The organism is Kiloniellales bacterium (genome assembly GCA_030066685.1).
Lineage (GTDB): Bacteria > Pseudomonadota > Alphaproteobacteria > Kiloniellales > JAKSBE01 > JAKSBE01.
Genome location: JASJBF010000035.1, coordinates 20,980 through 44,585 on the forward strand (window position 1 = coordinate 20,980; position 23,606 = coordinate 44,585).

General features: G+C 68.2%; 16 protein-coding genes. 7 read left to right on the forward strand and 9 right to left on the reverse strand.

Annotated features, from left to right (window positions below; all coding sequences use genetic code 11):
* Positions 1–6: 6 nt before the first annotated feature.
* The 5 genes from QNJ30_20440 to QNJ30_20460 all read left to right on the forward strand — a co-directional run bounded on the left by QNJ30_20440 (position 7) and on the right by QNJ30_20460 (position 4,973).
* Complete coding sequence (locus tag QNJ30_20440; GenBank protein ID MDJ0945843.1) at positions 7–1,092, forward strand: ABC transporter ATP-binding protein; 1,086 nt, start codon at positions 7–9, stop codon at positions 1,090–1,092.
* A gap of 14 nt (positions 1,093–1,106) precedes the next feature.
* Positions 1,107–1,976: a sugar ABC transporter permease gene (locus tag QNJ30_20445; protein MDJ0945844.1), complete on the forward strand. Its 870-nt coding sequence runs from the start codon at positions 1,107–1,109 to the stop codon at positions 1,974–1,976.
* A 10-nt stretch (positions 1,977–1,986) separates the two neighbouring features.
* Positions 1,987–2,790, forward strand: a complete 804-nt coding sequence (locus QNJ30_20450; protein MDJ0945845.1) for a carbohydrate ABC transporter permease — start codon at positions 1,987–1,989, stop codon at positions 2,788–2,790.
* 25 nt (positions 2,791–2,815) lie between these two features.
* The gene (locus tag QNJ30_20455) at positions 2,816–3,094 is read left to right on the forward strand and encodes a DUF2160 domain-containing protein (GenBank protein MDJ0945846.1); all 279 of its coding nucleotides are present in this window, start codon (positions 2,816–2,818) and stop codon (positions 3,092–3,094) included.
* A gap of 121 nt (positions 3,095–3,215) precedes the next feature.
* Complete coding sequence (locus QNJ30_20460; protein MDJ0945847.1) at positions 3,216–4,973, forward strand: ABC transporter substrate-binding protein; 1,758 nt, start codon at positions 3,216–3,218, stop codon at positions 4,971–4,973.
* A gap of 244 nt (positions 4,974–5,217) precedes the next feature.
* On the opposite strand, the gene QNJ30_20465 is transcribed toward QNJ30_20460, so the two are convergent.
* Together QNJ30_20465 and QNJ30_20470 are read right to left on the reverse strand one after the other, a co-directional pair.
* A complete protein-coding gene (locus QNJ30_20465; GenBank protein MDJ0945848.1) occupies positions 5,218–7,242 on the reverse strand; it encodes an adenylate/guanylate cyclase domain-containing protein in 2,025 nt (674 codons plus the stop codon).
* 16 nt (positions 7,243–7,258) lie between these two features.
* Complete coding sequence (locus tag QNJ30_20470) at positions 7,259–7,921, reverse strand: FecR domain-containing protein (protein ID MDJ0945849.1); 663 nt, start codon at positions 7,919–7,921, stop codon at positions 7,259–7,261.
* Between the two features lie 806 nt (positions 7,922–8,727).
* Between QNJ30_20470 and QNJ30_20475 the strand changes: the two genes are divergently transcribed.
* Both QNJ30_20475 and QNJ30_20480 read left to right on the forward strand, forming a co-directional pair.
* Positions 8,728–9,408, forward strand: coding sequence for a response regulator transcription factor (locus QNJ30_20475; protein ID MDJ0945850.1), 681 nt, complete (start codon positions 8,728–8,730; stop codon positions 9,406–9,408).
* Positions 9,409–9,563: 155 nt separating this feature from the next.
* Positions 9,564–11,936, forward strand: a complete 2,373-nt coding sequence (locus QNJ30_20480; protein ID MDJ0945851.1) for a hypothetical protein — start codon at positions 9,564–9,566, stop codon at positions 11,934–11,936.
* Positions 11,937–12,089: 153 nt separating this feature from the next.
* Here QNJ30_20480 and QNJ30_20485 read toward each other — a convergent pair whose 3' ends face one another.
* From QNJ30_20485 to QNJ30_20515, 7 genes are all read right to left on the reverse strand, one after another.
* Positions 12,090–12,506, reverse strand: a complete 417-nt coding sequence (locus tag QNJ30_20485; protein ID MDJ0945852.1) for a hypothetical protein — start codon at positions 12,504–12,506, stop codon at positions 12,090–12,092.
* Entirely contained in the window at positions 12,493–12,837 is a 345-nt protein-coding gene (locus QNJ30_20490) for a hypothetical protein (GenBank protein ID MDJ0945853.1), read from the reverse strand. Before QNJ30_20490 ends, QNJ30_20485 begins: the two co-directional genes overlap by 14 nt.
* Before the next feature lie 276 nt (positions 12,838–13,113).
* On the reverse strand, positions 13,114–14,169 hold the full coding sequence (locus QNJ30_20495) for a histone H1-like repetitive region-containing protein (GenBank protein MDJ0945854.1): 1,056 nt from the start codon (positions 14,167–14,169) through the stop codon (positions 13,114–13,116).
* 365 nt (positions 14,170–14,534) lie between these two features.
* On the reverse strand, positions 14,535–17,282 hold the full coding sequence (locus QNJ30_20500) for a DUF2339 domain-containing protein (protein MDJ0945855.1): 2,748 nt from the start codon (positions 17,280–17,282) through the stop codon (positions 14,535–14,537).
* A 25-nt stretch (positions 17,283–17,307) separates the two neighbouring features.
* Positions 17,308–18,264, reverse strand: a complete 957-nt coding sequence (locus QNJ30_20505) for a hypothetical protein (protein MDJ0945856.1) — start codon at positions 18,262–18,264, stop codon at positions 17,308–17,310.
* Positions 18,261–20,165 (reverse strand): 3-oxoacyl-[acyl-carrier-protein] synthase III C-terminal domain-containing protein, encoded by a 1,905-nt coding sequence (locus tag QNJ30_20510; protein ID MDJ0945857.1) that lies wholly within the window; start codon positions 20,163–20,165, stop codon positions 18,261–18,263. The genes QNJ30_20505 and QNJ30_20510 overlap by 4 nt, the downstream gene beginning before the upstream one ends.
* Positions 20,162–23,593, reverse strand: a complete 3,432-nt coding sequence (locus QNJ30_20515; GenBank protein MDJ0945858.1) for an acyl-[ACP]--phospholipid O-acyltransferase — start codon at positions 23,591–23,593, stop codon at positions 20,162–20,164. Before QNJ30_20515 ends, QNJ30_20510 begins: the two co-directional genes overlap by 4 nt.
* Between the last annotated feature and the right edge of the window lie 13 nt (positions 23,594–23,606).

Here is a 23,606-nt window from a genome sequence, read left to right on the forward strand (position 1 = left end):
CGGCGCATGGCCAGGATCGTCCTCAAGGACATCGCCCACAGCTACATGGCTAGCCCCCAGGCCGATGCGGACTGGGCGCTGAAGCCGCTGAAGCACGTCTGGGAGGACGGCGGCGCCTACGCCCTGCTAGGCCCATCGGGCTGCGGCAAGACGACCCTCCTGAACATCATCTCCGGCCTGGTGACGCCGAGCCGCGGGCAGGTCCTCTTCGGCGAGGACGACGTCACCGCGCTGCCGACGGCGCAGCGCAACATCGCCCAGGTCTTCCAGTTCCCGGTGATCTACGACACCATGACGGTCTACCAGAACCTCGCCTTCCCCTTGCGCAACCGCAAGGTCCCGGAAAGCCAGATCCGCGACCGGGTCGAGGACGTCGCCGAGATGCTGGAGCTGACCGGCCAGCTGAACCAGAGGGCCCGGCGCCTGACCGCCGACGCCAAGCAGAAGATCTCCCTGGGCCGCGGCCTGGTCCGGGCCGACGTCGCGGCGATCCTCTTCGACGAGCCGCTGACCGTGATCGACCCGCACCTGAAGTGGCAGCTCAGGCGCAAGCTGAAGGAAATCCACGAGCGCTCGGGCCTGACCCTGATCTACGTGACCCACGACCAGAACGAGGCCCTGACCTTCGCCGACAAGGTCGCGGTGATGAACGACGGCCGGGTGCTGCAGATGGGCACGCCCCAGGAGCTCTTCGAGGCGCCGCAGCACACCTTCGTCGGCTTCTTCATCGGCAGCCCGGGCATGAACTTCCTGCCCTGCGGCTTCGAGGCCGGCGCGGCGACGATCGAGGGCGCGCGCCTGCCGCTGAAGGCCGAGCTGGCCGCGAAGGCCGCAGCCGCGGCGGGCGCGTTGAAGCTGGGCATCCGGCCGGAGTTCCTGAGCCTGGCCAGGGAAAACGGCGAGTCGCGCCTGGAGGTCGCAGTGCGCGCGGTCGAGGACCTGGGCAACTTCAAGATCGTCTCGACCGAGCTGCGCGGCCGGATGGTCAAGGTCAAGGTGCCGGAAGACCAGGAGGTGCCGGGCGAAACCGCCTACCTGGATTTCCCGCGCGACTTCACCCGGCTCTACGCCGACGACCAGCTGATCGGCTGAGGAGGGGGACCGCGATGGAGAAGTGGGAAGACAACCGCGCCTGGTTCATGGTCCTGCCGGTCTTCGTGATCGTCGCCTTCTCGGCGATCATCCCGCTGATGACCGTAGTCAACTACTCGGTCCAGGACATCTTCGGCCCGGGCGAGGCCTACTTCGTCGGCACCGAATGGTTCGCCGAGATGCTGTCGAACCGCCGCCTGCACGACGCGCTCTGGCGCCAGTTCATGTTCTCCGGCCTGGTCCTGCTGATCGAGATCCCGCTGGGGGTGCTGATCGCCCTGGCGATGCCGGCCCAGGGCTGGCGGGCCTCGCTCTGCCTGGTGCTGCTGGCGCTGCCGCTGCTGATTCCCTGGAACGTGATCGGCACGATCTGGATCATCTTCACCCGCCCCGACATCGGCCTGATGGGGGTCTCGCTGAACGGCCTGGGCCTGGACTTCGACCACACCGCCGCCCCGCTGGACGCCTGGGTCACCGTCATGCTGATGGAGGTCTGGCACTGGACGCCGCTGGTCGCGCTCTTGGCCTACGCCGGCCTGCGGGCGATCCCCGACGCCTACTACCAGGCGGCGCGGATCGACGGCGCCTCGGCCTGGGCGGTCTTCCGCTTTATCCAGCTGCCCAAGATGCGCGGCGTGCTGACCATCGCGGTGCTGCTCCGGTTCATGGATTCCTTCCTGATCTACGCCGAGCCCTTCGTGCTGACCGGCGGCGGGCCCGGCAACGCGACGACCTTCCTGTCGATCTACCTGGTCAAGCTGGCGACCGCCATGGACCTGGGGCCGGCGGCCGCCTTCTCGATCATCTACTTCCTGATCGTCCTGCTGTTCTGCTGGCTGTTCTACCAGGCGCTGCAGAACGTCGGCACGGGAGACAAGGCATGAGGACCCGACCATGAGGATTCGCAAGGGCCTGGTCGGATTGATCATCTACTTCGGCTTCCTGCTTTTGCCGATCTACTGGATGCTCAACATGTCGCTGCAGACCAATGCCGACATCCTGGCCGAATTCTCGCTCTTTCCCCGGAACCTGACGCTGCAGAACTATCTCAAGATCTTCGAGGACCCCTCCTGGTACTGGGGCTACCTCAACTCGATCATCTACGTCTCGATCAACACGGCGATCTCGCTGACCGTCGCCCTGCCCGCGGCCTACGCCTTCTCGCGCTATCGCTTCATCGGCGACAAGCACATGTTCTTCTGGCTGCTGACCAACCGCATGGCGCCGCCGGCGGTCTTCCTGCTGCCCTTCCTGCAGCTCTATTCGACCTTCGGGCTGATCGACACCCACATCGCGGTGGCGATCTCGCACTGCCTGTTCAACGTGCCGCTGGCGGTCTGGATCCTGGAGGGCTTCATGTCCGGGGTGCCGCGCGAGATCGACGAGACCGCCTACCTGGACGGCTATTCCTTCCCGCGCTTCTTCGCCACGGTGTTCATCCCCCTGATCCGCGCGGGGATCGGAGTGACCGCCTTCTTCTGCTTCATGTTCTCCTGGGTCGAGCTGCTTCTGGCGCGGACCCTGACCACGACCGACGCCAAGCCGATCGCCGCGACCATGACCCGGACGGTCAGCGCCACCGGCCTCGACTGGGGACTGCTGGCCGCGGCCGGGATCCTGACCATTGTGCCGGGCGCCCTGGTGATCTGGTTCGTGCGCAACTACATGGCCAAGGGCTTCGCCCTTGGTCGGGTTTGATGGAGCAAGGCGTGAGGGGCTTGCCATGAACCTCGACTGGATGGCCTGGACCCTGCCGACCGCGGTCTTCTTCTCGACCATCGTGGTGATCCTGATCGGCATGACCATCTGGCAATTGGTCCAGCCGACCGTGGAGCGGCGCGGGCTCCTGCCGATCCGGACCACCCGCGGCGACCGGCTGTTCATTGCGCTCCTGACCGCGGCCTACATCCACCTCGGGTTCATCGGCCTGACCGACTTGAGCCTGTGGATCGCGCTCGGCGTTTCGATCGTATGTGGCCTGGCGATCCTGCGATATGCTTGATGGCGAAAAGATGCCGCGTACCCGAAGACCCGCAGCTTCCTCCGGCGGCGACTCGACGCCCTCGGCGTGGGTGCGGAGAAACTCCAAAGGCACAGACAGCAAAGAATGGGAGGTAACGCAGATGAAGACCCCAGGAAAACCGGCCTTCGGCCGCTTCGCGACCGCCGGGGCGGCCGCGGCGCTCGCCCTCGCCGGGTGGACGGCAAGCGCTTCGGCCGACATGGCGGCCGCCGAGAAGTGGATCGACGACGAGTTCCAGCCCTCGACCCTGTCGAAGGAGGAACAGCTCAAGGAGATGGAGTGGTTCATCAAGGCGGCCGAGCCCTTCAAGGGCATGGAGATCAAGGTCGTCTCGGAGACCATCCCGACCCACGAGTATGAATCCAAGACCCTGACCCAGGCCTTCGAGGAGATCACCGGCATCAAGGTGACCCACGACCTGATCCAGGAAGGCGACGTCATCGAGAAGCTGCAGTCGCAGATGCAGTCGGGCGAGAACCTCTACGACGCCTACGTCAACGACTCCGACCTGATCGGCACCCACTTCCGCTACGGCCAGGTGCAGAACCTGACCGACTGGATGGCCGGCGAGGGCAAGGACGTCACCCTGCCGACCCTCGACGTCGACGACTTCATCGGCAAGTCCTTCACCACCGGCCCGGACGGCAAGCTCTACCAGCTGCCCGACCAGCAGTTCGCCAACCTCTACTGGTTCCGCTACGACTGGTTCCAGCGCGCCGACTTCAAGGAGCAGTTCAAGGAGCTCTACGGCTACGAGCTGGGCGTGCCGGTCAACTGGTCGGCCTACGAGGACATCGCCGAGTTCTTCTCGGAGCACGTCCGCGAGATCGACGGCAAGGCGGTCTACGGCCACATGGACTACGGCAAGAAGGCGCCGGACCTGGGCTGGCGCTTCACCGACGCCTGGCTGTCCATGGCCGGTGCCGGCGACGTGGGCCTGCCCAACGGCAAGCCGGTCGACGAGTGGGGCATCCGGGTCGACGGCTGCCGCCCGGTCGGCGCCAGCGTCAGCCGCGGCGGCGCGGCCAACGGCCCGGCCGCCAAGTACGCCCTGCGCAAGTACATGGACTGGCTGCGCAAGTTCGCCCCTCCGGGCGCTCTGGGCATGGACTTCTACCAGTCGCTGCCGAGCCTGGCGAAGGGCAACGTGGCCCAGCAGATCTTCTGGTACACGGCCTTCACCGCCTCGATGGTCGAGAGCCAGGAGCAGGGCAACAACACGGTCGACGCCGAGGGCACGCCGCTTTGGCGCATGGCGCCCTCGCCCCACGGCCCCTACTGGGAGGAAGGCCAGAAGCTGGGCTATCAGGACGCCGGGTCCTGGACCCTGCTGAACTCGACCCCGGTCGACCGGCGCAAGGCGGCCTGGCTCTTCGCCCAGTTCACGGTCTCCAAGACCGTGTCCCTGAAGAAGTCGCACGTCGGCCTGACGATCATCCGCGACAGCGACATCAACCATAAGTCCTTCACCGAGCGGGCGCCCAAGCTGGGCGGCCTGGTCGAGTTCTACCGCAGCCCGGCCCGCGTCGCCTGGACGCCCAGCGGCACCAACGTGCCGGACTACCCGAAGCTGGCCCAGCTCTGGTGGCAGAACATCGGCGAGGCGGTCGCCGGCGAGGTGACCCCGGACACGGCCATGGACAACCTGGCCCGCGAGCAGGACAAGGTCCTGGCCCGTCTCGAGCGCTCCGGCGTCCAGGGCGACTGCGGTCCCAAGCTCAACAAGGAAGAGGACGAGGCGAACTGGCTCAACAAGGCCGGCTCGCCCAAGGCGAAGCTCGCCAACGAGAAGCCCCAGGGCGAGACCGTCGACTACGACAAGCTGATCCAGGCCTGGCGCGAGGGCCGCGTCAAGTAGGGCCTCGGGTCTCTACGGCCGAAGGAACGGCGACGGGCGGGGAGAGGATCCCCGCCCGTTTTCCTTGCGGCGGACTGCAGCCTGTTATGAGCTAGGTCTCGATTTGGTGAGCCGCGGTCTCACCCCCTCCCAACCCTCCCCCATCGAGGGGGAGGGCTTGTCCTGGCGCCGCCTGCAAATCCCCCTCCCCCTCGATGGGGGAGGGTCGGGGTGGGGGTGACTCTCGGAGCTGTGGAGGTGAGCGCTAGCCGACCGGGCCGACCAGGCGGGACTGGGCGCCGCCGCTGCGCTGTGGCGCGAGCAGGGCCCAGACACCGAGCGGGCGCCGGCGGCCGCGGATGGTCCGCATCGGCAGCTCGTGGAAGCCCCGGACCACGGCCTCGCCGCCCATCGCCCGGGCGCTCTCGATCACGGCGTCGGAGGCGATGATCTTGGCGTTCTCGTTGCGGGTCAGGCTTTCCAGGCGGCTGGCGATGTTGACCGTGTCCCCGGTCACGGTCACCTGGGACTGGCGGTTGCCGCCCAGCACGCCCAGGGTCACCGGGCCGAAATGCAGCCCGGCCCGGACGTCGAGCATGGGCAGGCGCTGGCGATCCAGCTCGTCGTTCAGAGTCTCGACCTCGGCGATCAGCTGGCGCACCGCCCTGAGCGCGTTGACCGCGGCCGCCGGATCGCTGTTCGGAACCCCGAAGACCGCCATCGCGCCGTCGCCGACGAACTTGTCGATGGTCCCCGAGTTGGACAGCACCGCGCGCTCCACCGCACGGTGGAAGCGGCGCAGGAGTGTCATGGTCTCGCCGGGCGAGAGGTTCTCGCTGAGCGAGGTGAAGCCCTTGAGATCGGCGAAGACCACGGTGGCGTGGTGGCCCTGGCCCTCCGGGTTGGTCCGCACCTCCTGCGACAGCTGGCTGGTCGCGAGCGGCGAGACGAAGCGCGCCATCTCGGCGCGCTCGCCTTCGGCGACGCGGCGGTCCTGATGGGCGCCGAGGTGGCTGCCGACCGTCAGGATGCCGAGCGAAAGCACGATCGCGATCAGGGGAAAGGTCATGTTGAGCCACAGACCGGCGGCGGTGAAGGCGAAAAGGTTGCCGACCACGCAGAGCGCGACCAGCCCCAGCGAAACCCCGACCCCGACCAGCGGTGCACGGATCGGCAGCAGGATCAGGCTGGCCAGCCCACAGGCGAAGATCACCAGAAGGTCGAGGGCGAAGGTCCAGTCGCCGCGGCGCAGGACCCGGTCGTGGAGCATGTTGTCGACCAGGGTGGCGAAATGCTCGACGCCGGGCAGCCGCTGGCTGAAGGGCGTCGAGAAGGCGTCACCGACCCCGAGCGCGGTCGCGCCGACCATGACGATCCGCCCGTTGAAGGTGCCCGGCGGCAGGCGTCCCTCGAGGACGTCGGTCAGGACGTAGTGCTTGAACTTGCCCTCGGGCCCGTAATAGTTGACCGGCAGGCGCAGGTCGGCATCGGTCGGCACGAAAAGCTCGCCGATCGAGATCCCCTCGCCCAGGTGAAGGGCAACGGCGCTGCGCGGCTGGTCGAGGAACATCCGCAGGGCTTCGACCGGGAGCGAGGGAAAGTGGCGTTCGCCGAAGGCGAGCGCCGGATTGGCCTGGCGCAGGGCGCCGTCGGGTTCCAGAAAGACGTTGACCTGGGCCGGAAAGGACGGCCGCAGGAAACGCTTGGCCGGCGCCAGCAGCCCGGTCGGCCGCGGCGCTCCGCCGAAGCCCAGGCCGGCGCCCTGCGCGGCGCTCTGCCTGACCACCTTGAAGGCGACCTCGCCGATCTCGCTCGGCACTTGGCGATAGTTGGCCTCGGCCGAGTCGAAGGTGAAGGCGAAGGGCAGGATCACGTTGCCGGCGCGGCTGAGCGCGGTGGCCAGCGCCCGGTCGCTGGAAACCGACCGCCGGCCCCGGGAGCCCGGCGCGTCGACCAGCAGCAGGTCGATCGCGATCACCTTGGCCCCGTCGGCCGAGAGCGCGCCGACCATGGCGGCCAGGCTTTCCCTGGGCAGCGGCCAACCGCCGAGGGCGGCGACGGAGGCGTCGTCGATCTCGACGATCACGGTTTCGCTTCCCGGTTGCCGCTCGCCGCGCAACTGGAAGCGCCAGTCCAGCAGGCGCCCTTCGATCCCGCGCAACAGGCCGGCGTCGTGCCAGACCGCGTAGAACAGCGCGACCAGGGTCACGGCGGCCATCACCAGCCCGGCCTGGCTCTTAAAGCGGCGCAAAGGCCCCGAAGGCCGGCTTATGGCAAGATGCTTGGGCACGACTTGGAGGCTCGACCTACTCTATCCCGGTCCTCGAAAGGGCATCGGCTGCCCGCTTTGCACCCCAGATCTTCGGTGTCGTCGGGCCCTCCGCCGCCGTGAGCGCCACGCTGGTCCCCTCGCCCGGCGAAACCCGGACCGAGGTGGACCGCGACGCGTCCGCCACCGTCACGACCCCCGATAGCACAAAAACCGTCGTTTCCGAAGGCTGAGCCTCGACGATCCAATCGGTCGAGCGGGCGGACGCGACCGCGGTCTGGGTCCGGACGCTGAAATTCTCGGCCTTGGTGGTCTGGACAATGCTCATCCTCAGGATCCCGCCGAGAAGGGAAAGCAGGCCCTTGAGGCTCCCCGAAGCGTTCTCGATGGCATAGTCGTCGAGGCGGACTTCGGTCCGGGAGCCCAAGGCGAGCAGGGAGCGATCGGTGAACTCCAGCAGGAGCCGGCCGCCCTCGCCCGTGACCACGCTGTCGCCCGCGTAGAGCAGGCGGCCCAGATGCGATGCCAGCTTGGCGTCGTCCCGGCGCACCTCGACCGGTCCGGCCTGCTGGATCACCCTTGCAATGGGCGCGGCCGCGGTGACCCGCTCCGCCGGATCGGCGTGCGCGTTCCACGTTGTGACCGGCAAGATCGCGGCAGCCAGCAGAAGCGCCAGCCCGCGCCTGAAGCGTTGCGTCACGTTCTCCCCCCTCGAGTCGCCGGGGTCGGGCCGCTCGGATCACAGCCCTCGAGGCGACCGCTTGGCCAATTTGGGAAGGCCCCCGTCGCGAGTCAATCGGCAAACGCGCGCGAAAGCGACGCCGGGGGTGGAGTTCCGGTCGATCAGGGTGCGGCGACGGCCCGGCCAGAGCGGCCTCCGGGCCGGGCCGGGAGCCGCCCGGGGTGCCGCGAGAAGCTTGCCCGGGCGGCCCGAGAACCGCCGGAGGCGGAACGCCTCCGCCAGCGGCGCGGCCCCTGCCATCGCCGCACAGGAGAAAGCGAGCACGGCCGAGGACAAGTCCTCCTATCTATTACGGTCATTACATTGGATATACTTGCCGAGACAGGGCCCAGGTAAAACCAACACGCGGCACGATAATGACCATGGAGAATATTGTATATGCCTGGTTGAACGCCGTGGGAAAGGAGGCCCATACTTGGAATATGGTCCTAAGGTTTCGTGTGGCGCAACATTCTTGCGGATTTTGCTCGGGATAGTTCTTACCTAAGCTATAAATAAAGTATGGCTAAGGGCATACACGTGGAAATGCCTCCTTACTAATCAGACTGCAATGTATAGTATTGATAGTCTTTTATAGGACTTTAATTTAACTGTTGACTTACGTAATCAGGACACTAAGCTCCCACTGCAATGGAGGATCGGGCATCTGCCGCGATCTGTCGAAGGACAAAACCGGCGTTTCTTCAGAACCAGCGTAGGTAGCGCTCCTTCATCGAAAGCATGGGGGTATGCCGTTGATGGCCATTTCAGAAGGTCGGGCATCTATGGATGTGGGGATCTCGCGGCTGCGGATCATCGTCGCCGACGAACACCCCTTGATTCGCATCGGTCTGCAGGAGTTCCTGACACGACTGAGCGATGAAGTCGAGATCCTCGAGGCGAAGAGCCTGGAGGACGCCCTGGAAATCCTGGATCGGGAAGGTCCTTTCGACCTGATCATCACGGACCTGCTGGTCCAGGCCATGAGGGGCTTCGACGGGCTGCGGCAGCTGCACCAGAAGGCGCCGGACATCCCGGTGGTGGTGCTTTCGGTCAAGGACAGCGCACACGATGTGCGCAGCTCCATCGAGGCCGGCGCGATGGGCTTCATCCCCAAGACCTCGAGCCCCGAGGTCATGGTCAACGCCCTGAAACTGGTGCTGTCCGGCGGCGTCTACCTGCCGCCCAACGTGCTGCGCGGCGAGCCGGGGCGGGCCGCGGCTTCGCTCGGCGGCGAAGGCGGCGGGGAGGCGGCCCTGTCGCACCTGACGCCACGGCAACGGGAAGTCCTGGCGCTCCTGGCCCAGGGCAAGACCAACAAGCAGATCGCCAACGAGCTGGGCCTGGCGGCCGGCACGGTCAAGGTTCACATGTCGAGGATTTTGAAGGCCTTGAACGTGCACAACCGCACCCAGGCGGTGATCGCGGCCTCCCAGTTCGCCAAGACCGGGCAGATTGAACCTTAGTGCTAAGACCGGTGTCCAGGGCCTAACGAAGTGGCCCCGGGCTCCGCTAAAGGCAACGGTTCATTCACAAAATACGACGAAAATGAGTGTTAACCGGGCTGGCGGCCGGAAACCCTGGCCTGCCGGATGGTTAGGCATGGAGGCAGGCCCCACCTATGTCCGAAGAATACGGACCAGCGGACCCGGGCGACGACGGCGCCCCGCCGCCTGTGGCCGGCAACAGCGTCCCGCTGATCATCGAGTCTTCGATCATTGACGAGCGTGAAGGCGAAGAGCTCGCCATCACGGTGACCAACCTGCCCGACGGCGCCCGCCTTTCGGCGGGCCGGAACAATGGCGACCGGACCTGGTCCCTGACCCCGGATCAGCTGCCCGGGCTGGAGTTCCAGCCGCCGGCCGGCAGCGACGACGACGAGACCTTCTCCCTCAACATCCGGGTCGCCAACATCGACGAGGGCCTGCTGGCCGCGACCATCGTCGGGGCCTTCGACCTGGAGCTCAACCTCGCCGAGGCGCGCGCCGCCAAGGCCAAGGCCGAGGACGAAGCCAAGCGCAAGGCGGAGGCGGCCGCCCAAGCCAAGGACGCGGAAAGCAGCAAGCGGAAGGAAGAGGAAAAGCGCCGCCAGGAGGAGATGGAAAAGCGGCTGGCCGAGGCCGAGGAGAAGCGGCGCGAAGAGATGGAGCGCCGCCTGGCCGAGGCCGAGGCGAAGCGCAAGGCCGAGATCGAGAAACGGCTGGTCGATGCGGAGAGCGCGCGCCAGGAGGAACTGGAGCAGCGCCTGGTCGAGGCCTTCCGCAAGGCCGAGGAGGAGAAGCTCAAGGCCGAGCAGCTGCGCAAGAAGGTCTCCGCCGAAGCCAAGGAGCAGACCCAGTCGCTCAGGGAGCAACTCGAGCAGGAAGCCAAGCGCCGCGCCGAAATCGAGAGCCGCCTGGCCGCCGCCGAATCCGAGCGCGAGGAAGAGATCAAGCGCCGGATCGAGGCCACGGAGACGGAGCAGGTCGCAGAGCTCGAACAGCGCCTGGCGGAACGAGAGGCCGAAAGACAGGCGGAGATCGAGCGGCGCCTGGCGGAGGCCGAGGCGGAGCGCCGGGCAGAGCTCGAGCGGCGCCTTGCCGAGGCGGAGCTGAAGCGCCAGGAAGAGCTCGAACAGCAGCAGGCCTCGTCCGCAGCGAAGCGCCAGCTGGAGCTCGAGGAAAAGCTCTCGGAGGCCGAAGCCAAGCGACAGACGGAGATCGAGCGCAAGCTGGTCGAGGCCGAAGCCAAGCGCCAGGCCGAGATGGAGCGACGTCTGCTGGAGGCCGAGAAGCGTTGGCAGAAGGAAGAAGAAAAGCGCCTGGCGGAGCTGCGCGAGAAGCTGAAGAGCGAGGCCGAGTCCAAGGTCGCCGATGCCGACGCCAAGGCCAAGGCCAAGGCCGAGGAAGAGCGCCGCAAGGCCGAGGAAGAGGCGCGCAAGAAGGCCGAGGAGGAGCGCCGCAAGGCCGAGGACACCATCCGCCGCGAGGTCGAGGAGCAACGCCGCAAGGCCGAGGAAGAGGCGCGCAAGAAGGCCGAAGAGGAGCGCCGCGAGGCCGAGGCGGCCGCCAAGGAGGCCGCCGAGGAAGAACGCCGCAAGGCCGAGGAGCTGGCCCAGCGCCTGGAGGAGGCGGAACGCCGCAAGGCCGAGGCGGAGGCCAAGCGCCTGGCCGAAGAAGAGCGCCGCAAGGCCGAGGAGGAAGCACGCCGCCTGGCCGAGGAAGAACGCCGCAAGGCCGAAGAGGATGCCAAGCGGGCTGCCGAGGAAGAGCGCCGCAAGGCCGAAGAGCAGGTCCAGCAGCAGCTCCAAGAAGCTCAGCAGATGGCCGAGGCCGAGCGCCGCAAGGCCGAGGAGGCCCAGCGCCAGGCCGACGAGGCCCGGCGCCAGGCGGAGAAGGCCAAGCAGCAGGCGGAGGCCGAGCGACGGCGCGCCGAATCCGAGCGGCGCCAGGCCGAAGAAGCCGCCCGGCGCCGGCGCAGCGAGGAGGAGCGCCGCCGCGAGGAGGAACGCCGCCGCAGCGCCGAGAACCGCGCGCGCCCCAAGCCGGAGGTGGTCGCGGAACCGCAGCCCCTGCATCCGGCCGGCAGCAAGCCGGCGGCGAACATCAAGCCGGCGGCGAACATCAAGCCAGCGCCGAGCGGCAAGGCCGAGGCCCTGAGCATGATCGCCCAGGCCTTCGGCACCAAGGCACAGAAATCCGACGACGAGGTCCTGGCGCCGGACTCCGGGCGCGACACGGCTTCACCCGAAGACACCGGGGACACGGACAGCCGTGCCGAGCGGCGCCGGGCCAAGCGCGGCGGCGGCAGTGCCGCCCAGGCATCCCAGGGCGGCGGCCTGGCGATCGAGGTCAAGAGCAAGCGCCGCGACGAGGAGCCGGCCAAGCCTCAAGAGGAGTCCAAGGCCGCAGAGGCCAGAGGCCGCCGCGGCCGGCGCAGGTCCTCGGACGACGAGGTGGACGGCGACGGGGACGGCGAGGAGACCAAGTCGACGGTGGTCCGGGTTCGGCGCTGACTCCGCCGCGGCAGCGCGCACGGATGCCGTGACAAGCGCTCGGACGGGGCGCCAAGCGCGGCGGGCGAAGATAGACCTCTTGGCAAAAGAAGAAAGCCGGGCCAGGGCCCGGCTTCTCGCTCTCCTATGGCACCGACCCGCGGCGCCGACGAGCTAACGTCGGGCCGACTTCGGCGCGCCGCCCTGGGACCGTCTGCGGATCGCCTCGAGCGCCTGCAGAACCTGCGATCGCCGCCGCGCGGCGACCACGATCGCAGAGAGGCCGATACCGAGCGAGAGGCAGGCCACGACCACGTAGAGCAGGGACCCCGGCTCCGCGGGCCGGCTGTCCATCAGCGCGGCGAAGACCGCCTCGCCCGCCTGGAACGCGGTGCCGAAGAAGAGGCCGCAGAAGATCGCGGCCAGTATCATGGGCAAGGCCTTCTGCTTCATCAGAACCCCCAGCTCCTTGTTGTCCACTGCGTGGTAACCGCCCATGGCGAGGCCCAGCGGCTGGAGCGGCGACAGGGACGCGGCCGGCAGGGCCGCCGCCTCGATCGTGCCGCTGCTGTCTGCGTCAGTCTTCGACACTGGCTGCGAGCTCCTCGATTCTCTGCTTTCCGAACATCCGCAGATTGCCGCAGCGCCGGCACTGCAGGGCGTAGGCCAGGTAGCACTGGCCCAGCTCCACGGCGGGACCGTGGCGAATCGGCAAGGCGAGGCCGTCGGCGCTGTCGGTGGCGACCAGGCTCCAGTCCGGATAGCCGCAAAGCTCGCAGTTCACGTCGACCCCGGCGCCTTCCCAGGCCTTGGCGACCAGCCTGACGATCTCGACCCGGTCCGCTTCCGAGACTCCGGTCTCGGCGGGCGACTCGGGCGCCTGGGTTTTGCTTTTGGGCAGGGTGCCATCGGGTGGTGACATGGATCGGTCCCCAGTTCGATGAAGGTCGTCGGCCAAGGCGGCGCCCCGGCGACTCCACGGCAATGAAGCCCTTGGCCGGCCGCCGTTCGGCCGCGCCGAGACTCGGCCGGGAGGTTAACCGTACAGGCGTAAAGAAGGACTTACCGAACCGCTGCCGCGGACAGGGAATCCGAGCGGCGACCGGCGCGCGGCAGACGTGAATCGCTTGAAAAAGCAAATGCGGCGGAGGTTGGTCGACCCCCGCCGCATTGGTTTCGCTTTCGTCCGAAGCAACCCTCAGAAGTTGGGGAAACCTCGGTTGCCGCCCGGGAAGGAGGGAAACACGGGCTGCATCGCCAGGCTCATCGAGCTCGAATCCTTCGATTCGACCTTCTTGGCAACCGGCTTCTTAGCGACGGCTTTTTTTTTGACCGTCGTGCGCTTTTTCGCGACCGTCTTCCTGGCGGCGGGCTTGCGCTTGGCCATGGTCTTGCGAACCGGCTTCTTGGCCGCAGTCTTCCGCTTCGCCGCGGTCTTGCGGACCGGCTTGCGAGCCGTGGTCTTCCGCTTCGCAGCGGTCTTGCGGACCGGCTTGCGGGCGGTCGTCTTCCGCTTCGCCGCGGTCTTGCGGACCGGCTTGCGGGCCGTGGTCTTCCGCTTGGCAGCGGTCTTGCGAACCGGCTTGCGAGCCGTGGTCTTCCGCTTCGCGGCGGTCTTGCGGACCGGCTTGCGGGCGGTCGTCTTCCGCTTCGCAGCGGTCTTGCGGACCGGCTTGCGGGCGGTCGTCTTCCGCTTCGCCGCGGTCTTGCGGACCGGCTTGCGGGCGGTCGTCTTCCGCTTCGCCGCGGTCTTGCGGACCGGCTTGCGGGCGGTGGTCTTCCGCTTCGCCGCGGTCTTGCGGACCGGCTTGCGAGCCGTGGTCTTCCGCTTCGCAGCGGTCTTGCGGACCGGCTTGCGAGCCGTGGTCTTCCGCTTCGCGGCGGTCTTGCGGACCGGCTTGCGGGCGGTCGTCTTACGCTTCGCCGCGGTCTTGCGAACCGGCTTCTTGGCCGCAGTCTTCCGCTTCGCAGTCGTCCTGCGCGCGGTGGTCTTGCGGGCCGTGGTCTTGCGCTTGACGGTGGTCTTGCGGGCCGCGGTCTTCTTCGCGGCCGGCTTCCGCTTCGCGGTCGTCTTGCGAGCGGTGGTCTTCTTCGCAGTGGTCTTGCGCTTGGTCGTGGTGCGACGCTTCGCGGCCGCACTCCGCGCGGAGACGGTCCGGCGACCGGTCGCAGCCTTGCGACGGGTCGTGGCCGCCTTGCGCGTCGTCGTACGCTTACGTTTCGGCGAAGCTTTCGCCGTTCGAGTCGTAGCCATCTCTCTCACGCTCCTCGGGAATTGGGTATGGATATGGCTTGGAGATGCCATCAATAGAGATGATCTCAAAAAAACTATCGCGATAAAGGGTTACCGAATCCTTTAAATCCGAGGCAGCGACTCGGTGTTGGTCCTGGCGATTAAAAGAAGCGAAAGGAGATCTTCTGACATGACTCGCACCTGTATCTTCGACCTTCAGTGAAGTGCGCAGTGGAGTCGCAAGCGACTTGCATCGGATGGCCGAGACTGTGAAGCGAGTTCTTGACAGACAAGTTCCCGGACGGAGTCCTGGACTTCACTACGCCGCACGACGTGGCCGAAGCTGCAGCTATTCTTGGCCCCGCTGCCGGCCTTCTCACGAAGCCCTAAACGGCTTCTCGCGGCTTCTGTGGAGCAAAGACAACCCTTTGATAGAAAATGCCGATTCCAATCAACGCTAGGCCAAGTCCGGCAAAGGAAAGGGCGCGCAGCAAGCCCGTCAGCTCGGCCATGTCGATCAGGAAGACCTTGCCGACGGCGAGCAATACGATGGCCAGAGAAGCGTAGCGCAGCACCGCGCTGGACCACAGGAAGGCGAACCCGAGCAGCCCGGCCGCGTAGACCAACCAGACCAGCGAATAGGCGTAGAGCTCGCCGTCGGTCATGCCCGGCAGCGACAGGTCCGGCCCCTGGAAGGCGCGTCGGACCTCCAGGCTGACGTAAAAAAAAGTTAGTACCAGCGCGGCGATTCCGGACGGCGTGGCAAAATTCGGATGCGCGCTTCGCCGAAACACCGGAACGAAGAGCAATGCGAAGGCCGCGGGCGCAGCGTAGGCGAGCAGCAGGACGTTGAGCAGCGGCCAGTCGCCGACCGCCTCGCCGCTCCACAAGGGATTGTCGACGATGACCTGCAACCCGGCAATCTGCAGCGCCGCGAGTCCGACCAGAATCACCCAGGCCCATTCCATCACCTTGCGGGGATAGCGCGCATTCAACTGCGCCAGCCCGTAGGCGACGGAGAGCCAGGCGATGCTGTGCAGGCTCTGCTCGAGCAACCCGTAGCGCGGATGGTCGAGCGCGCCGAAGAGGAGCGTGCGGATCTCGAAGCTGATCAGCAGCACGCCGAAGGCGATGCAGCCGGCCTCGAGCAACATGACCAGAGGCCCGTCCTCCTGCTTGCGGAACCACCAGGCGGCGAAGAAGAAGGCGACCGCCGGCAGACCGTAGCCGTAGAGCACCCAGGTGAAGCCCGACCAGGTGCCGAGCGGATAGGACAGGACCTCGGGGTTCGCCAGCAGGCGCACCAGCACCGTCGCCGCGGCGACCCAGGCCAGGTTGCGCAGCAAGTGGATGCGCAGGTTGAGCGCGACCCAGGCCAGCGCCGGCAGCTGAAGCGCCAGGCCGACGGTCAGCCAGGCCCGCTCCAGGCCGATCGCCGTGCCCAGGCCGATCGCAGCGAAGCAGCAGGCGGCGTAGACGCCGAGCGCGCCGTCGTAGCCGGGCCGGTCGCGGTAGCGGGCCAGCAGGCTGGCGGCGCCGACCGAGAGCGCGGCCAAGACCAGGGCCACGCCGGCCCAGGGCAGGTCCGCCTCGAAGCGGCCGACGCGCCAATAGATCACGACCAGGATCAGGAAAGAGCTGGAGGCCGAGAAGGCGGCCCAGACGTCCGGCCGGCGCGCGCCCCAGAGCACGGCGAAGCCGCCGCCGCCGAGGATCAGCCCGAAGATCATAGCCATGGCCCGCAGGCCGGAGCCCGCGACCGGCCCGCCGCCCGAATAGGACAGCGGCCAGGTCGCGAGCAGCGCCAACGCGAGCAGGGTGCCGAGATAGCTCACCGGCTGGAGGACGCTGAAGCGCCAGGCCACCAGGACCGAGCCGGCCACCGCGACCGCCGCGAAGGCCAGGGAGAGGTTGCCGTGGTCGTCGCTCTGGACCAGGCCCCAAAGCAGCGCCGCGGCCGCCGAGGCGGCGACTAGGAAGAGCCGAGCCGGCGGCGCGAGCGGCAGGAAGACCTCCAGGAGGGACTCCTCCTTCTCGGCGCCCTCGGGCGGCATCGCCCGGACGAAAAAGCTGACCACGGTCGTTGCCAGGATGTAGAGCCCGAGCGGCAGAGTCTGGCCGGGGACATGCGTGGTCAGCAGCCAGAGCAGGGCCCAGCCGAAGCTGCCGCCCAGGGTCGCCCAGGCCAGCCACCACCAGTCCTTGTAGCGCACCACGCCAAGCGCGGCGGCGGAGATCACCAGGAGATAGGTGAAGAGCGGCCAGGGCTGCGGCGTGCCGGTGGAGACCAGCAGGGGCGTCGCGAAGCCGCCGGTCAGGCCGATCAGGGCGATGACCGGCCCTTGCAGCAGGGACAGGGCGATCCCGCCCAGGGCGACCGCGGCCAAGGCGATGAAGGCCGTCACCGGGCCGAGGAAGCCGTAGAGCGCGTAGGCCGCATAGAGGCTGGCAAAGGCGATGAAAAGCCCGGCGCCGGCCAAGGCCGGCGGCACGTAGTCCGGGCGCAGGCTGGCGATCGCTTTCTGCAGGGGCCGGCGCCGCAGCCATTCGCCGGCGCCGACGCAGGCCAGGCCGAAGAGGAAGCCGAGGGTGACGCGCAGGCCGGGCCCGAGCCAGCCGCGCTCGATCGAGACCTTGACCAGGAAGGCGCCGCCCAGGGCCAGGGCCAGGGCGCCGACCCAGACCAGCCAGCGCGAGGCCAGGGATTCCTCCAGGCCGGCCAAGCGGGTGAACCCGCTTTCCGCCGGCGCAGCTCGCTTGCCGGCGTCGGGGGCGCGAGCGGCGGCGGCCGGCGGCGGCGCAACGGGCCGCGCCGGCTCCGGCGGGCTCTCTTGCGGCGCCTCCTCCCGTGGCGGGGTCCCGGGATCGGGCGGGGGCGCGGGGGATGGCGCCTCGGGCGCGGGCCGGGGCGCGTCGTCCTGCGCCGGCGACGCCGGGGGCGCACCGTTCTGCAGCGCCTCGATCGCCTTTCTGGCCGCGGCCAGCTCCTCGCCCAGACGGGCGACCGCGTTCCGCAGGCTGCGGAGCTCGGTCTCGCTGCGGCCGACGCCGGAGTGGGCGATGATTCCGAAGATCGGTGCGATGAAAAGGTAGCCCAGGATCACGATCGCGAGCAGCCCGAGCATGGCCTCCATGGTCTCTCCCCCGTGTTGCGCGCGCTCAGGCGTCGGACGCCGGCGCCGTCCTGCTCAGATGGTCGAACTCGCCGCGCTTCCACTGCCGCAGGTGATAGTGCAGCTGCTCGGCCGCCAAACCGTGCAGCATCAGCCGAAAGCCGGCGCGCAGGGTCGCGAGCGGGATCATCGGATGGCGGTTGTTGGCGAAGGCGAGGTGAAAGGGGCTGCCCAGCAGCTTGGCGACGTAGATGCCGATGGTCTCGTCGAGCTGCAGGGAGTTGCTGGCGCGCCAGAAGTCGTTGTTGCGCAGGAAGAGCTGGTAGAGCGGGGTGTAGGCCTCGATCGCGGTCTGCAGGTCGACGAAGTTCCAGCGCCCCTCCGGCATGGCCTCGATGGGAAACTCGGCGTCGGTGATGGTCCGGAAGTTCAGCTTGCCGCGCGGCGCCAGGTCCTTGCCCTGGCGGCGCAGGTGGGCGCTGAGCTGGGCGATGAAGATGAAGATGTTGAGGTCGTGCTGGAGGAAGACGTCGTCGATCAGATCCTCCAGGGTGTTGGGATGCAGCGGCACCGTGTCCGCCTTGAAGCCGGGCACGTTGTCGGCGATGAAGGCCAGGATCTCGCTGCCGATGTGGAAGTGGCGCAGGATCAGGTAGTTCGCCTCGGGCGTGACGAAGGTCTTGAGGCCCCAGTAGATCAGCCTGTGCAGGCGGGCCGAGGAATGCCAGCGGTTGGGGATCAGGATCCGGACCACGGTGTTGAGGATGATGAAGGCCCGCGCGACGGGCCGCACGAAGGGCAGCAGTCGGGCCCGCGACGGCCGGCGCATCGAGCGCAGCAGCGCCGCCTTCGCCGAATCGTCGATCGGGATGCTGCGGTCCAGGTAGAGCGTCAGCCAGGGATCGGGATCGGAGAGCTCCAGGGTCGCCGGGTCGAAGTCCGGCGGGAAGGGCCCGGCCGCCAGCTCGGCGACCCGCCCGGAGTCCCGCTTGCGTCTGCTCATGTCTTGCCCAACTCCTCAAGCTGCAAGCGATAGAGCCGCGCCGTGACCTTGGCGGTCTTGACGATGTCCCTGACCAGCTGCGGCGTCAGGATGCCGCTGTCGAAGGCCGCCCACATCTTATCCAGGTGCCGGTCGTCGTTGTCGCCGTGGTAGAGCAGGAAGCTGACCTGTTCCGGCGACAGGCCGAGCTGGTCCTGGAAGGCCTGGCCCCACTTCAGGGCGAGGCGGTTGCCCAGGCCCTCGATGATGAACATGGCGCCCAGGAGGTCGATGGGGTTCTCGCGGCTGGCCTTGTGGAACATCCAGGCCGAGAGCGCCTCGGAGCCGATGTTCTTCTCGGCACTCTGGATCTCTTCCAGGCGGCCGCCGACCGCGACGTAGTTGCGCTCCAGCATCTGGAAGTCGCGGTGCTCCTCGTGGGCGTGGCCGAGGAAGGTCGAGCGCAGGTCGAAGCCCTCGGCGGTGATGTTGGAGGCGGCGCGGGCGATCCAGCGCGCGCCCTCGACGACCTGCTGGCGCAGGTTCAAGAGCACCAGCTTGTAGTCCTCGAGGCGCAGCTTGCCCCGGTTCAGCTTGTCGATGACCGGGACCCGGTTGAGCTCGGCCTCGAAGTCGGACCAGACCAGGGTCAGCTGCCGGATCAGCGAGGCCTTGAGCTCGGCGGCCGAGGGCGCTTCCCCCGCGGTCGCCGGCACGGCGGAAATCGGGACGGTCTCGACCCCAGCGCCCTTGGCCTCGGCCTCTTCGGGCCCGACCACGGTCAGCAGCATGGTCGCGACGATAAAGCGGCCGCTCTCCGGGACCACGCAGAGGATCTGCTGGCCCGGCGCCAGCGCCCGCTCGTTGAAGAGCTCCTCGAGCATGATGAAGATCGAGGCCGAGCCGGTGTTGCCCTTGCTGGCCAGGTTGGTGAAGAGCCGGTCCTCGTCGATGGGACAGCCGGCCTCGGCCGCGGCCCGGATCGTCTTGCCGCGGAAGACCTCCGAGGAGAAGTGGTAGAGGGCGTGGTCGACCGCCGCGGGATCGATGCGGCCGGCCTCGACCAGCTCGAAGTAGCGGCGCACCCCGAGCAGGACGATGTTGTCCAGCAGCTTGAGGTCCTGGCGCAGGTGGAAGGCGCCGTCGGCCACGGCCTCCTGCAGGCTGGGGTAGTTGCTCCAGGGCAGGCCGGGGCGGTTGCCGCCGGTCTTCAGCGCGCCGCCGTACATGCAGGTCTCGAAGCGGCCGGCGTAGGACACCAGGTCGACGAACTCGACCCGCAGCGACAAGCCCTGGCGGTTCGGCCGGTCCTCCAGGACCATGGCGCCGGCGCCGTCGGAGAGCATCCAGCGCAGGAACTCGCTGTCGGTGCTGGTCTCGGCGCCCTGCAGGTAGCCGGCGCGCAGGAACCGGCTGGCGAACTCGGAGGCGCAGACCAAGCCGTTGCGCCGCTGGCCGCCGAGGATGTTCGACCAGGCCGACTTCACCGCCATCATGCCGCTGGCGCAGAAGCTAAGGAAAGAGGCGATCTCGGCCTGAGGCAGGCCCAGCTCGCCCTGGACCTGGCTGGCGAAGCCGGGGGCCAGGAGGTCGCCCTGGGAGGAGGCGGCGGCGAGCATCTCCAGCTCGCCCAGAGTCAGCTCGCTGCGGCCCAACGCGTCGCGCGCCGCCGCGGCGGCCATGCCGGCGTTGCTGTGCAGCGGCCGGCCCTCCCGGTCGAGCGCGTAGTGGCGGGTGGCGATGCCGTTCTGCTGCAGCGCCTTGTTCTTGATCCGCCGCTGCCGGGCGTCGAGGGGGCCGAGGAAGCCCTCGACCGCGTCATTGCCGACCGGCGCGCCCGGCAGGAACTTGCCCAGAGCGGTGATGTAGGCCCGCCGGTCGCCGCTCGCCTCGACGGGCCTGATCAGGGCGCCGGCGGTCACGCGGCCGCCTCGCCCAGGACTTCCCGGCGCGCCAGGGTCGTGGCCCCGACGTAGTCGGTCTTGCCGGTGCCCAGGACCGGAAGTCGCTTCACCGGCAGCACGGTCTTGGGAACCATGAGCTCGGTCGCGCCCTGGCTGCGGGCCCAGTCGCGCAGGACCGGCAGCGCCGCGTCCTCCTGCTCGGTCACCAGGATGAGCTGCTCGCCCTTGCGCGCATCGGGCAGGCTGACCACGGCGTGCAGGCTGTCGGGCCAGAGGCCGCCGGCCAGGGTTTCGACCGCCGAGAGCGAGACCATCTCGCCGGCGATCTTGGCGAAGCGCTTGGCCCGGCCGAGGATGCGGATGTAGCCCTCGGCGTCGATGTCGACGATGTCGCCTGTGTCGTACCAGCCCTCGGGCGGGGGCTCGAGCTGCCCGGGGTTCTCGGCCCGCAGGTAGCCGAGCATGACGTTGGGGCCGGAGACCGAGAGGCGCTGTCCGTCCTCGATGCCCGGGACCGGCTCGAGCCGCGCCTCCATGCCGGGCAGCAGACGGCCGACCGTGCCGGCCTTGAAGTTCATCGGCGTGTTGACCGCCAGGACCGGCGCGCATTCGGTGGCGCCGTAGCCCTCGAGGATGCGCTTGCCGAACTTCTCCGCCCAGGTGCGGTGGGTCTCCTCGCGAATCTTCTCGGCACCCGCGAAGATGTGGCGCAGGGCGTAGAAGTCGTAAGGGTGCGCGACCCGGGCGTAGCCGGTCAGGAAGGTGTCGGTGCCGAAGAGGATGGTCGCGTTGATGGCGTAGGCGATCTCCGGGACGATGCGGTAGTGCAGCGGCGAGGGATAGAGGAAGGTCCGGGTCCCGGCGAAGAGCGGCAGCAGCATCCCGCCGGTCAGGCCGAAGGCGTGGAAGACCGGCAGGGCGTTGAGGACCACGTCGGTAGGGTTGAAATCGACCCGGGCCGCCAGCTGGTTGCAGTTGGCCAGGATGTTGGCGTGACTGAGCACCACGCCCTTGGGCGTGCCCTCGGAGCCGGAGGTGAAGAGGACCACCGCCGGCGAATCGGGATCGCGGCTCGCCTTGTGCAGGCCGAAGCGCAGCAGGACCTTCCGCCACAGGCCGAGCAGCTTGTCGCCCAGACCCAGGCTCTCGCGCAGGTCCTCCAGGTAGACCAGCTCGACCTGCTCGGCGAGGGCGGCCGCCGTCTCCCCCAGGCGCGCCATCTCGATGAAGCGGCGCGAGGTGTAGACGGTCTCGATCTCCGCCGCCTTGCAGGCCGAAAGCAGGTTCGCCGGCCCGGCGGTGAAGTTGAGCATGGCGGGCACCCGGCCGAAGGCCTGGAGCCCGAAGAAGGTGACCGCGACCGCGGCGGTGTTGGGCAGCAGCACGCCGGCCATGCCGCCGCGCGGCACCTTGCGCGCCATGCGCGCGCCCAGCACCAGGCTGCCCAGCGCCAGCCGGTCGTAGTGCAGCGGCTCGCGGTTGATGTCCTCCAGCACCTCGTGCCCGCCGCCCTGGACATAGCGCGCTTCGAGCAGGGCCTCGAAGAGGCTGCGGGCCTTGCGGCTCTGGGTCTCGAAGATCATCTGCGACATGACGTCGTAGAGCTGCCGGCCGATCGCCTGGCGCCGGCGCCGGCCCTTGAGGTCGTCCGGGACCTCGAAGCGGCGGGGCGCCAAGACGGTCACGGTGATCTTGGGGAAGAAGCGCCGGCGCAGCTTGCCCTTGAGGCGGGTGAAATGGCTGTGCTGGGCGCCCTCGATCCGCACCGGGACCACGGTCGCGCCGGCCTTGTCGGCGACCATGCCCGGGCCGTCGTAAACCTTCATCAGGGAGCCGGTCACGGTCAGGCGGCCCTCGGGGAAGATCACGCAGTGCTTGCCCTTGGCGACCTCGCGGATCAGCGCCTTGGTCGAGAGCGGCCTGGTCGGGTCCATGGGAAAGGCATCGACCAGCTTCATGAAGGGCCGCACCCACCAGCGCCCGGCCATCTGGGTATCGATGGCGAACATCGGCCGCCCGGGCAGCAGCGCGGCCAGCAGCGGGCCGTCCAGGAAGGAGGCGTGGTTGACCACGATGACCGCGGTGTCGCCGGCGGCCTTGATGTGCTCCAGCCCGCGGACCTCGGCCCGGTAGAGCAGCTTAAAGACCGCCGAGATGAAGCCCTTGATCACGTGGTGCGACAGCAGCCGGCAGGCCTTGACCGCGACCAGCACGTTGGCGAGCGCGGTGACCAGGAAGATCTCCGCGATGCTCAGGCCGAGCTCGAGCAGCAGGGCGCAGGCCCCCGCCGCCGCGACCATGAAGAGCGCGTTCATCACGTTGTTGCTGGCGATGACCCGGGCGCGGGCTTCCGGCGCGGCCTCGCTCTGCAGGATCGCGTAGAGCGGCACGATGAAGTAGCCCGAGGCGGCCGAGAGCAGAAGCAGGTCGACCAGGACCCGCCAGGCGCCGGGCGAGGCCAGGTAGGCGGCCAGGCCCAGCTCGGCGCCGCTGGGCGCCAGGCGGGTGCTGGCGAAGTAGAGGTCGAGGGAGAAGATCGCCATGCCGAGTGCGCCGAAGGGCACGGTGCGGGCCGAGATCTCGCCCTTCAGCAGGCGCTCGCAGAGCACCGAGCCGACTCCGATGCCGACCGAGAAGACCGTCAGGAAGAGGGTGAGCACGTCCTCGTTGCCGCCGAGCTCGGCCTTCACGTAGCTCGGCGCCTGGGTCAGGAAGACAAAGCCGACCAGCCAGAACCAGGAGATGCCGAGGATCGACAGGAAGATCGACTCCTTCTCGGCCGAGTAGCGCAGCAGCCTCACCGTCTCGCCGAGGACGTTGTAGTTGACCTTGAGCTGGGGCGCGGCCGCCGGCGCCCGGGGAATCGCCAGGCTGGCCAGCCAGCCGGCCGCGGCGACGGCCAGGATCATACCGATCACCAGGTCGCTGCCGTCACCGCGCAGGATGACCTGGGTGCCGGCGATCATGCCGAAGAGGATCGCCAGGGAGGTGCCGGCTTCGATCACCGCGTTGCCGGCGACCAGCTCTTCCCGCTTCAGGTGGTCCGGCAGGATTCCGTACTTCAACGGGCCGAAGAAGGTCGACTGCAGGCCCATGAAGAACAGCACGGCGAGCAGGAACTCCGGCTGCTGCGTCGCGAAGCCGAAGGCGGCCAGGCCCATGATGCCGACCTCGAGCAGCTTCACTCCCCGGATCATGCGCGCCTTGTCGAACTTGTCGGCGAGTTGGCCGGCGGTTGCCGAGAAGAGGAAGAAGGGCAGGATGAAGAGGCCGCCGGCCACGGTGACCAGCAGCTCGCCCTGCCCGGGCTCCTGCACCAGGCGGAAGGTGATCAGGGTGACCAGCGCGGTCTTGAAGAGGTTGTCGTTGAAGGCGCCCAGGAACTGGGTGACGAAGAGCGGCAGGAAGCGCCGGTTCCCCAGGATCTGATAGGCTGACTTCGACATCTCGTTGCCCCCT

Excerpts from the sequence above, each read along its gene's own strand:
- QNJ30_20440 (MDJ0945843.1), top strand. The coding sequence starts at position 7 with ATGGCCAGGATCGTCCTCAAGGACATCGCCCACAGCTACATGGCTAGC.
- QNJ30_20480 (MDJ0945851.1), top strand. The coding sequence starts at position 9,564 with ATGTCCGAAGAATACGGACCAGCGGACCCGGGCGACGACGGCGCCCCG.
- QNJ30_20445 (MDJ0945844.1), top strand. The coding sequence starts at position 1,107 with ATGGAGAAGTGGGAAGACAACCGCGCCTGGTTCATGGTCCTGCCGGTC.
- QNJ30_20490 (MDJ0945853.1), bottom strand. The coding sequence starts at position 12,837 with ATGTCACCACCCGATGGCACCCTGCCCAAAAGCAAAACCCAGGCGCCC.
- QNJ30_20515 (MDJ0945858.1), bottom strand. The coding sequence starts at position 23,593 with ATGTCGAAGTCAGCCTATCAGATCCTGGGGAACCGGCGCTTCCTGCCG.
- QNJ30_20455 (MDJ0945846.1), top strand. The coding sequence starts at position 2,816 with ATGAACCTCGACTGGATGGCCTGGACCCTGCCGACCGCGGTCTTCTTC.
- QNJ30_20495 (MDJ0945854.1), bottom strand. The coding sequence starts at position 14,169 with ATGGCTACGACTCGAACGGCGAAAGCTTCGCCGAAACGTAAGCGTACG.
- QNJ30_20505 (MDJ0945856.1), bottom strand. The coding sequence starts at position 18,264 with ATGAGCAGACGCAAGCGGGACTCCGGGCGGGTCGCCGAGCTGGCGGCC.
- QNJ30_20450 (MDJ0945845.1), top strand. The coding sequence starts at position 1,987 with ATGAGGATTCGCAAGGGCCTGGTCGGATTGATCATCTACTTCGGCTTC.
- QNJ30_20475 (MDJ0945850.1), top strand. The coding sequence starts at position 8,728 with ATGGATGTGGGGATCTCGCGGCTGCGGATCATCGTCGCCGACGAACAC.
- QNJ30_20500 (MDJ0945855.1), bottom strand. The coding sequence starts at position 17,282 with ATGGAGGCCATGCTCGGGCTGCTCGCGATCGTGATCCTGGGCTACCTT.
- QNJ30_20460 (MDJ0945847.1), top strand. The coding sequence starts at position 3,216 with ATGAAGACCCCAGGAAAACCGGCCTTCGGCCGCTTCGCGACCGCCGGG.